The sequence below is a fragment of the Grimontia sedimenti genome (assembly GCF_011045095.1).
Classification (GTDB): Bacteria; Pseudomonadota; Gammaproteobacteria; order Enterobacterales; family Vibrionaceae; genus Enterovibrio; species Enterovibrio sedimenti.
Genome location: NZ_JAALDL010000019.1, coordinates 71791 through 78958, shown reverse-complemented (window position 1 = coordinate 78958; position 7168 = coordinate 71791). Strand labels below are relative to the sequence as shown.

Genomic DNA, 7168 nt, shown 5'->3' with positions numbered 1-7168 from the left:
TTTGTTTGGTGAACCGAAACCGATGATGGTTTTGGTACAAATCAGGGTAGGACGACCGGTTTCTGCTTTCGCTGCTTCAATGGCTGCGTTGATCGCATCGGCGTCGTGACCGTCAACGGCTGGAATAACGTGCCAGCCGTAAGATTCGAAACGCTTAGGTGTGTCGTCAGTGAACCAGCCTTCAACGTGACCGTCGATAGAAATGCCGTTGTCATCCCAGAACGCGATCAGTTTGCCCAGACCCAGAGTGCCTGCCAGTGAACATGCTTCGTGAGAAATGCCTTCCATCAGACAGCCGTCGCCCAGGAACGTATAAGTGTTGTGGTTAACGATGTCGTGGCCTTCACGGTTGAACTGAGCAGCCAGTGCTCTTTCCGCAATCGCCATACCCACAGCGTTGGTGATGCCTTGACCCAGAGGGCCAGTCGTGGTTTCTACACCTGGCGCGTAGCCATACTCAGGGTGGCCCGGCGTTTTCGAGTGCAGTTGACGGAAGTTTTTCAGATCGTCGATAGACAGATCGTAACCAGTCAGGTGCAGCAGAGAGTAGATCAGCATAGAGCCGTGACCGTTTGACAGCACGAAGCGGTCGCGGTCTGCCCACTCAGGGTTTTGTGGGTTGTGGTTCATGTGGTCGCGCCACAGGACTTCGGCGATGTCCGCCATGCCCATTGGGGCACCTGGGTGACCAGAGTTGGCTTGTTGTACGCCGTCCATGCTGAGTGCACGGATCGCATTGGCAAGGGTTTTACGTTCCATCTTGGGCTTACCTTGTTGAATTATGTTCAGAGCGGATTTCAATCAAGCGAATGATATAGGAAATAAGAGAGCGGCAATAGCCGCTCTGAGTAATTCTGTTTTGTCGGTTACAGCATACCGCGAATCATGTCTTCCAGTTTGCCTTGATCAACCGCGAAATTGCGAATACCTTCGGCCAGTTTTTCAACCGCCATGGCATCTTGGTTATGATCCCACAGGAACTCAGCATGAGTCATTGGCGCTGGGCGATCTTTCACTTCCACGTCGTCGTGTAGTTTCTGAACCACTTCGCCTTCTGCGTCAGACAGCTCTTGCAGCAATTGCGGGCTGATAGTCAGACGGTCACAGCCAGCCAGTTCCAGAATTTCGCCTGTGTTACGGAAGCTTGCACCCATTACTACTGTTTCGTAGCCATGCTCTTTGTAGTAGTTGTAGATGCTGGATACTGACAATACGCCTGGGTCTTCTGCTGCTTCGAAATCACGGCCTTCTTTCGCTTTGTACCAGTCCATGATGCGACCAACGAAAGGCGAGATCAGGTATACACCCGCTTCAGCACATGCACGCGCCTGTGCGAAAGAGAACAACAGGGTCAGGTTACAGTTGATACCTTCTTTTTCCAGCACTTCTGCAGCACGGATACCTTCCCAGGTAGACGCCAGCTTGATCAGGATGCGGTCGTTGCTGATACCTGCTTCGTTGTACATGCTGATCAGTTTGCGTGCTTTCGCTACGCTGCCTTCGAAATCGTAAGAAAGGCGGGCATCTACTTCTGTAGAGATGCGGCCAGGAATCACTTTCAGGATTTCTTTACCAATATTGACTGCCAGACGGTCGCCCGCATCAGCCAGTTGCTGTTCAACGTCTTGGCTTTTCGCTTTTGCGTAGGCAATCGCTTCTTCAATCAGCGGTGCATATTGCGGGATTTCAGCAGCTTTCAGGATCAGGGAAGGGTTGGTTGTCGCGTCTTGCGGCTGGTATTTGGCGATCGCATCGATATCACCCGTGTCAGCAACCACGGTTGTGAGCTTGCGTAATTGTTCCAATTTAGTGCTCATCTTTTAAACCTTTTGTTGTATCTAGTAGGGGGCTCAGAAGTGCCTTTACTGTCCATTCAATGCATCGGGGTAGACGTTGTATGAACAAATGCAACACGCCTGAGCAAATGATTGGGTCATATTTGTGTTTTTGTGCGATAAAGTCAACGCTCAGATCTGATAAACCTCACTGGGATCTCATAGAAACGTTTGCTTATAACGAGATCTGTTGATGTGCTGTTGGATCCTTGACCAGTGTTGATTTTGGCGCATCAAAATCATCCTTCATTATCGACCATGTTCAGCAGTGCCATGGCACAGCTTGCGCTGGTTGCCAGCACATCTATCGTGCCTGTTTTCAATGCACCGAGAATAGACAAAGCTTTGCGGCTTTCACTAGCCATGGCAATGACATTTGGAATCAGTCTCAAGTCCCGCATTTCAAGCCCGACAACACGGTCACGCATCAGGGTGTTGGCGCGGCTTCCATCCAGTTTGAAGAAATCAAACCCGCCAATATCACCGACAATTCCATCATTGACCCGTGCCTCAACAAACTCGCGTGCAGAGAAACAGCCGAGTTTCACCATGTGGCTGTTCTCGTCCATGTCACCAATGCCCACCAAAGCAAATTCGGCTTTGCGCGCCTGGTTTAGCGTCTCATTGATATTAGGGTGACTCAGGAAGACATCACGGATTTCCGGAGTATCAACATAAGCTGGTGCGTAGAGGGTTTCGCTGCTGCCGCCAAACTTCTTGGCGAGACGACGGCAGATATGGTCTGCATTGATGATATCGCCGCTACGATGGGTGCCACCAATTGCACAGACAAATCGGGCGTTACGATGAGAGACAATGCCGGGATGATCTGCAACGGCAGCCACGTTTTGTCCTTGCCCAACGGCGACAACCATACCTTCTTGCAAGTTACCATCAATAAAGGAAGAAACCAGCGTCGCGACTTGGTTGCGTTGCTCCTGAACGCTTGGCTGATCAAGAGCAATCAGGGCGCGCTTGAGGCTGAACTTTTCCATCAGCCTTTGTTCCAGTTGTGCACTGTGCACCGGGTGGAACTTAACAGAAATTTCTACGATGCCTTCTTCACGTGCACGACGCAGCAGACGGCTGACTTTGGCACGGCTGATACCAAATTTCTTTGAGATCTCTTCCTGCGTCGTATTCTGTTGGTAATAGAGAATGGCAATCTCAGTGAGGAGGTTAGTGTCGTCAAGCAAGCTCTCAAAGTTGCTGCTTAGCGTTCGTGTCGTGGTCATGACGTCATCCTGCGGCGGAAATTCAGCCTCAGAGTCTACGTAGTTTTCGCTCTGTGAACAAATGTTCGGGTGTTATTCATTTGCTCAAAATCACACTTACATCGTCCAACAGCAATTTATCAGTAATATTTATGCTTTAAAGCGCCCTGATGTTTGAAAAAGTAGTCATCCGTATCTAGATTGAAACATGTCATTGTAGGAATTTTCAGCAGCCTCACATGATAAGAAGGGCTGCACATTGGTTGGCGTATGACTAGAACGAAGCTCTCTTGCTTTCCCGAATTCCACTTATCTATCAAGAATTCAATGTAGCCGGGAGAATGAATGAAATTTCAGCCCCTAATCCCTAACCGCACGTTGTGGGTTGCGGCGACGCTTTTTATCGTCATTCTCGGCATGCTCAGTGGCTCTCGCTTTGCAGGTCTTTTTCCGACGCTGACATCTAATCCGGAAGGTGTTGATGTGAGTTATGGCTACTTCATTGACAACACAAACAGCCACATTCTCAGTTACGTCCATGAGTCGGCTATCTTCCGTCATGTTGAAAATCCCAATGAGATACCCTGGGAGCTTGGGAGTAAATCCTATTGGGTAAAAGTCGATGTCCAGAATCTGGAATCTGATCATCGTCACCTCACGCTTTACTTCGATACGCCGATGATCGACCGTCTCAACATTTACCAGTTCAATAACGAAGGCAAAGAGATTAACCGCTGGCGATTGGGTGACAGTATCGAGCGAGGTTATACCCTTGGTGACATGCCACCTGCCGTTAACTTTATGGTGGACGGTTTTGAACGTTCGGAGTTGTATTTGCATGTCTACTCCGAAGGGTTTCCGGCGATGCCCATCTGGTTACTGGAGCAACATGAGTATCACACCCTGACCCAACTTCTTCATACGGTTTGGGGCGGTTTTGCTGCGATCATGCTGGTCGTGGGTGTATACACTTTTGCTGTATATGTTTCGCTAAGAGAGCGGGTCTATCTGGTTTATGCCGGATATGTTGGTGTGAGCATGGTATTGCTCGGCGCAGTTCATGGTTTTGGTATTTACCTTTTTCCTCCGGCAATACAGATCTTCTTCAGTAATAACACGGTGGGACTGACGTTCTGTTTGTTCTTACTTTCCCTATTGTTCGCGCATCTTTATTTGCGTGTTCACAAAGTACAGAGCCTGTTGAGGCAGGTTGTAAACTACGCATTGATGGTGCTTTTGGGTTTGACGATGATTTCGTTTGTCATCCCTGAGCACGTATCGGCGACGTTTTTGATTGCCATACAACCTGTCTTTTATGCGCTGATTGGTGTGCTGGTGTGGCGACGTTGGGCGGTGGCGAAGAAATGGAGCCCAATGTTTACTTTTTCCTGGATACCTTTGGTGATTGCCGGGGTCTTTCCGCCTTTGCTGGTCACGGGGAATATTGAATACACGTTAGCAAACCGCTATGCCTTTATGATGGGACATGTGCTGACTGCCATGTTGATGGCAATGGCGCTAGCCGAGCGTTTTCGTCAACAGAGAGAAGAGTCAGTTTATCAGCTCACCCATGACACGCTCTCGTCCTCGCCGAACGTGAACGTTCTGTCGCTGGTTGTCGATCAACTTATCGATCGCAATAATGAGTTCACGCTTTGCTGCTTCCAAATTGATCGCTTTAATTCTCTGGCTCCTTACATGTCCGTGAAGCAAAAACAGTATTTTGTTGGCGAAGTGTGTAACCGCTTACATGCAGCGCTCAACTGTGACGCCGTTAAGGTGCTGGAAGGGGGGTATCGACACAAGCACAGGATTGCCTGCATCAAAGAAGGATTGTTTGGCTTTGTGGTGTTATCGACCAACAAGGAAAAGATCGATCTGTTACTTTCGAGCGCGATGGATGAGGTGGATCATTACGTCGAATTGAGCGACCTCAGCATTCGCACACAAGGTACGATAGGTTCCAGTGAGTTTCCAAAAGACGGTGCGACGACAGATGTGTTGCTTCGGAAAGCGATGCAGGCAGTGGCGGAGACTTCTCCTTTAGAGAAGCGATTCAATGCTTATGACTCGCTCAACAGCTTTAACCGCACCATGAATATGTCGCTGGTGTCTGATTTGAAACGCGCCATCGAAAACGACGAGCTAGATTTGTATCACCAGCCTCAGGTTGATCTTCGTACTGGCTCGATACATGGCTCAGAAGTGCTTTTGCGTTGGGAGCATCCCAAGTTTGGTCAGGTGTCACCGGAAGTGTTTGTGAAACTGGCAGAAGAAGTGGGGCTTATCAACAACTTGACGCTTTGGGTGATTAAACGGGCGTTCTACCAGCAGAGCAAACTGATCGAGCTAGGTTTCAGCCGGCGCCTCTCTATTAACGTGAGTGCATCTGATATCGCGATTCCCAATTTGGTCGACAAAATTGCAGATATAGCAGAACAATACCATGTACCAACGGGCACGCTGTCTCTGGAGCTGACAGAATCTACCATGGTGTCAGACTATGACAGATTGCATGAAGTGATTGATCGTCTGTCCCAATACGACATTGAAGTCTCGATTGATGATTACGGTACAGGCTACTCGTCATTGACTTATCTTTCTCAGTTACCGTTTACGGAACTTAAGATTGACCGCAGTTTTATCAATTCACTGACTAACAGCCCTCGCAAACAGAACATTGTCCGTGCGACCACGGAAATGGCAAAGTCGCTTGGGTTAATGGTGGTCGCTGAAGGGGTGGAGGATTTGGAAACCGCTTCGGTATTGAAGCGGTACGGTGTCGACATCGCACAGGGTTACCACTACTCGAGACCACTCAGTTTCAGCCAATACCTGCTTTATCTGAAACGCACCAGCCTGAATATGCCTGTGTCGGTGAAACGTCCGAACAAGTTTGGTACCCAGCCGGGGTAGGGTTAACAGACCCTAATCGGGATAGTAAATCGCGCCAAGTCGGCAAGGTCGGCACGCGCCAGTTACATCGGGTAAGTTCCCCGGTTTTCCTTCTAAGGCTTGGTGTGCCAACCAGCCAAAAGCCAATGCTTCCAGCGAATCGCCATTAACGCCCTTATCGTCCGTTGTCATAACCTGCCAATCAGGTAATGCCACTTGAAGGCCTTTCATCAAGGCTCTGTTTCTGGCACCACCACCACAAACCAGAAGTTCACCTTGTCCATAGCGAGCCACGTCATTGGCGATGGATTGCACCGTAAAAGCGAGTAGCGTCGCTTGCACATCTTCAGGACTCACTGGTTGAGAGAAAGCGTTGAGTTGAGCCTCCAGCCATCCCCGATGGAATAGCTCCCGCCCTGTGCTTTTTGGGGCAGGCTGAGCAAAATATCCTTCGCTGAGCATTTGATTCAGCAGCGCCGGATTGACGGCTCCACTCGCCGCCCAAGCGCCGTCTTTATCATAAGGTTTGCCTTGGTGTTCGCTTATCCAACTGTCCATCAGCATGTTGCCTGGCCCCGTGTCATAACCCACGACGCTTTGGTTAGGTGCAAGCACTGAGATATTGGCGATGCCACCAATGTTCAGGACCACTTTGGTAGTGGAGTCTGTGTCAAACAGAAACTGGTGAAAGGCAGGAACAAGCGGTGCGCCTTGACCACCGAGCGCCATGTCTTTGCGGCGGAAATCAGCAACCGTCGTAATGCCTGTCAGCGCTGCAATGATATTGGCATCGCCAAGCTGCATGGTGAATGGCATTGGCCCTGTGGGTTTGTGAAATACCGTCTGGCCATGACAACCAATGGCTGTGATGTCTTCTGATTTCAACGTGTTTTCGGTTAGAAAGCGATTGACCGCTTCGGCATACGTTTTACCGAGGAAATGGTCGATGGTGCCAATTTCTTCCAGCGTGACCGGTGCTCCTTGGCTCAGTGCGATCAGCTTTTCCTTGAGCGTTTCAGGAAAGGGGAACTCAGCCTGATGATGCAGGGTGACGCTCTGGTCAGAAAAAGAGGCGGCGACCATATCAATACCGTCCAAACTGGTGCCAGACATTATGCCGATGTACATGATTTACTTCGCCTCTCTTTTTTTAACGGTTTCAATCGCTAAGTTTCTCATAGGATTGCAATTCCCAGCACCAAAATTTGGTGTCAGGCTTTCTAG

5 protein-coding genes are annotated in these 7168 nt (G+C 49.5%); 1 reads left to right on the top strand and 4 read right to left on the bottom strand.

Features of this window, described 5'->3' with window-relative positions:
- The 3 genes from G5S52_RS20190 to G5S52_RS20180 form a co-directional block, all read right to left on the bottom strand.
- A partial coding sequence (locus G5S52_RS20190; RefSeq protein ID WP_497707161.1) for a thiamine pyrophosphate-binding protein occupies nt 1-759 on the bottom strand: 759 nt, incomplete at its 3' end.
- Nucleotides 760-866: 107 nt separating this feature from the next.
- Nucleotides 867-1817 carry a transaldolase gene (gene tal / locus G5S52_RS20185; protein WP_002538353.1) on the bottom strand — a complete coding sequence of 317 codons (951 nt, stop codon included), beginning with the start codon at nt 1815-1817 and terminating at the stop codon, nt 867-869.
- Between the two features lie 257 nt (nt 1818-2074).
- A complete protein-coding gene (locus tag G5S52_RS20180) occupies nt 2075-3070 on the bottom strand; it encodes a sugar-binding transcriptional regulator (RefSeq protein WP_002538354.1) in 996 nt (331 codons plus the stop codon).
- Nucleotides 3071-3394: 324 nt separating this feature from the next.
- Between G5S52_RS20180 and G5S52_RS20175 the strand changes: the two genes are divergently transcribed.
- On the top strand, nt 3395-5965 hold the full coding sequence (locus G5S52_RS20175; RefSeq protein ID WP_165017955.1) for an EAL domain-containing protein: 2571 nt from the start codon (nt 3395-3397) through the stop codon (nt 5963-5965).
- A 12-nt stretch (nt 5966-5977) separates the two neighbouring features.
- On the opposite strand, the gene G5S52_RS20170 is transcribed toward G5S52_RS20175, so the two are convergent.
- Entirely contained in the window at nt 5978-7072 is a 1095-nt protein-coding gene (locus G5S52_RS20170; RefSeq protein WP_165017952.1) for an anhydro-N-acetylmuramic acid kinase, read from the bottom strand.
- Nucleotides 7073-7168: the final 96 nt, after the last annotated feature.